Below are 2,781 nucleotides of genomic sequence, written 5' to 3' on the forward strand. Positions count from 1 at the left end.
AGGGCGGGGTGCTCGCAGAGCGCCGCATCCTGCGCCACGGTGCCCGACACCGTGACCTCGCGGATCTCGCCTCCCGGCCGGTCGACGTCGACCTCGCGTCGCCCGCGTTCCTGGACGCCGTCGAGGTCGTCGAAGCTGTCGTCGGCGACTACCGCCTGGGCGTAGCGCAGGATCTTCTCGCGATTACGGTAGTTTTTCCCGAGCACGGTGGAGCGTCCGACGACGGCGACGCCGGCCTCGGCGAGGGTGAAACCGCCGGGATAGATGGACTGCTGGCCATCGCCGACCACGAGCAGGCCGTCCGGCTTGTCGCCGACGAAGGCATGCAGCAGTTGCAGACCGACGCACGTAAGGTCCTGTACCTCGTCAACGATCACCGCGTCGTACCGGGTGTCGGAACTCTCGCGCACCAGGTCGCGAGCCAGGAGCAGCACGTCGTCGCGATCGAGGACGCCGCGCTCTGTCCGGAGCTGCTCGTACCGTTCGTACAGCTCCCACACCGCACGCCGGTGGGTCGGTTGCAAGGGAGTGCTGCGCCCGACGCGTGCCAGCTTGGCGTACTGCTCGAAGTCGGTCAGGCCTCGGCCCTTGACGACTGTCGCGATCTCGTCCTTCCAGTACCCGGGAGCCAGGCCGAGCCCGGGCAGAACCGAGAACTGCCCGACCTGCCCCCAGGCGCGCCAGAAACAGGTGTCGGCGGCCTCCTGCTGGTGCCGGTCTGCCAAGCCGTGTTCGCGAAGACAACGTGTGGCGACGGCGTGGACGGTGGCGAACTCGATCCGGTCGACGTGCTCGGGGGCCATCCGGGTCAGCAGTGCGCGGTAGACCGGCCCCAGCGTGCGCACCAGCGAGGTGAACAACACCCGTTCCCCGCGGGCGGCCAGATACTTGGCGCGGTGCAACGCGACGACCGTCTTGCCGGTACCGGCCGCGCCGCGGACGCGGGCCGGACCGGACCACTGCCGGCCGGCCAGGCGGGCCTGCGTCGGGTGCAGCCAGGTCATCCACGTCTCGATCGGCTCTCGGGCGGCGGCGTCGAGAAGTTCTTGCCACAGCTCCTCGCGGCTCAGCAGCGCATCCTGATCTGGTGGAACCGATTGCTCGGGCGGCGACAGCGGCTCGGAAGAAGTCGGACGCCCGGCCGGAGCTGGACAGTAGGCCTGAGTGGGCCGCTCGATAGCGGCTGGGCTTTCGGTCGCGGCCGTACCGTTCGAAGAGGGACCTGCCCGGCGCGCGACCGGACGGCGGACAGACCGTGAGGTCGGCGCCTTGGCGACCGTGACGGCGGTGGCGACCGTGACGGCGGTGGCGGTGGTGGCGGTGGTGACGGTGGCGCGGGGCATCGGCGGGCAACCGCGTGCCAGACGGTCCAGTAGTTGTTCAACGAGGTCCGGTGCCAGGCGTGCGCCACGACGCGCCAGGTCGCGGGTTAGGTCCTGCTCGCCGAGCACCGTCACCCGGTCGAGTTGTGCCCGGACGTTTTTCCGCCTGGCCAGAACCAGCAGCGGAACCACCTCGGTCGGTGGCAGACCTGCCTCTACCAGCACCTCCTCCACCGCTACGGTCTGATCCAGAAGTTTGCGGACATCGTCGTCCGCGTCGGCGTCGCCACGCCATAACCGGCCGCGTTCGACGGTGATCTCTCGCCAGTTCTTCACGTCTACCACGAAGACTCCGCCAGGCCCCACCACGATCACGTCGATGTTGGCCCGGCGGGTGCCTGGCCACCGTCGGTCCGGCAGCACGTGCCACCCTGCGTCGTCCATACCGACCAGCACTCGGACCACACTCTGCTCGGCCCGGCCACCGGCTTCCCAGTGCTGGCGGTGGCGGCGTAACTGCTTCAGCACGTCGGTCAGGTGCTGGATCTGTCGCTGGACTCCGTCGATCTCCATCCCGAGCAGGACGGCTTGACCGAGGGCCGACGGTTCTGGCAGCGGGTCGGCGTCTCGCGTCGACGAGGCGGTCGTCGGAGGATGGGCGGTCGACGTGCCGGCGGTCGACGCAGCGGTGGCGGGGATGCGCGCTGCCGGTCCACCCAAAAGCACGTCACTACTCCCTCACCTTATGTCACAGGTAAGAGTACGGTAATGAGCCATCGTTTGGCTACGTTTACGGGCAACGGTGGTCTGCAGGCCCTAGGGAAGAGCGGTTGTTCTTGTAAAGGTAAGTCCACTTTCGAAAGCTGGTTCGAGCGTGCCGACTCGAACTCTTCGAACACCCTGGCCACGGCCACTTTCGGCAGAGAACGATCACGTAAGTTCGGTCTAGACCGCCAGCACGATGGCGGCGCTGATGCCGCCGAGGCCGAGGGCGAAAGCCGCCTCGGGCAGCCCGCCGTCGCGCCGCCGGAAGAGGCGGTCGAGCGCCAGCCGTCCGGCACCGACCGCAGCCACCGTGATCGCGACCACCGCGACGCACAGCGGGTACTCCATGCCGCCGTCGGTTTCCCACAGTCCGTTCGGTGTGGTCACGATCATTGCGTTGATCATCACGCCGATCACGGCCGCGGCCGCCAACGGAGTCAGCAGGCCCACCGCCAGGCCGAGGCCGCCGAGGAACTCGGACGCGCCGGCCAGCCCGGCGAAGAAGGTGCCGGGATGGTAACCCAGCTGGGCGAATCCCTTGCCGGTCGTGGTGAGGCCGTGGCCGCCGAACAGGCCGAAGAGCTTCTGCGCGCCGTGCCCGGCGAGCAGTAGACCGAAGGTCATCCGGAGCAGCAGCAGCCCGAGGTCGGCTGCGGACACGGCCGTGCGGGACACGGCCGTGCGGGACGGGCCC

The 2,781-nt window shown here is 68.9% G+C and carries 2 protein-coding genes; both read right to left on the bottom strand.

Annotation, left to right across the window (positions count from 1 at the left end; genetic code table 11):
• Positions 1–2,048, bottom strand: a 2,048-nt coding sequence (locus AC08OX_RS16780; RefSeq protein ID WP_476608680.1) for a UvrD-helicase domain-containing protein, incomplete at its 3' end; no start/stop codon positions are given.
• Positions 2,049–2,267: 219 nt separating this feature from the next.
• Positions 2,268–2,781 (bottom strand): DoxX family protein (locus AC08OX_RS16785; RefSeq protein WP_476608681.1); only part of this gene is annotated, 514 nt, incomplete at its 5' end.

This window comes from Frankia sp. CoBUL1 (genome assembly GCF_978021245.1).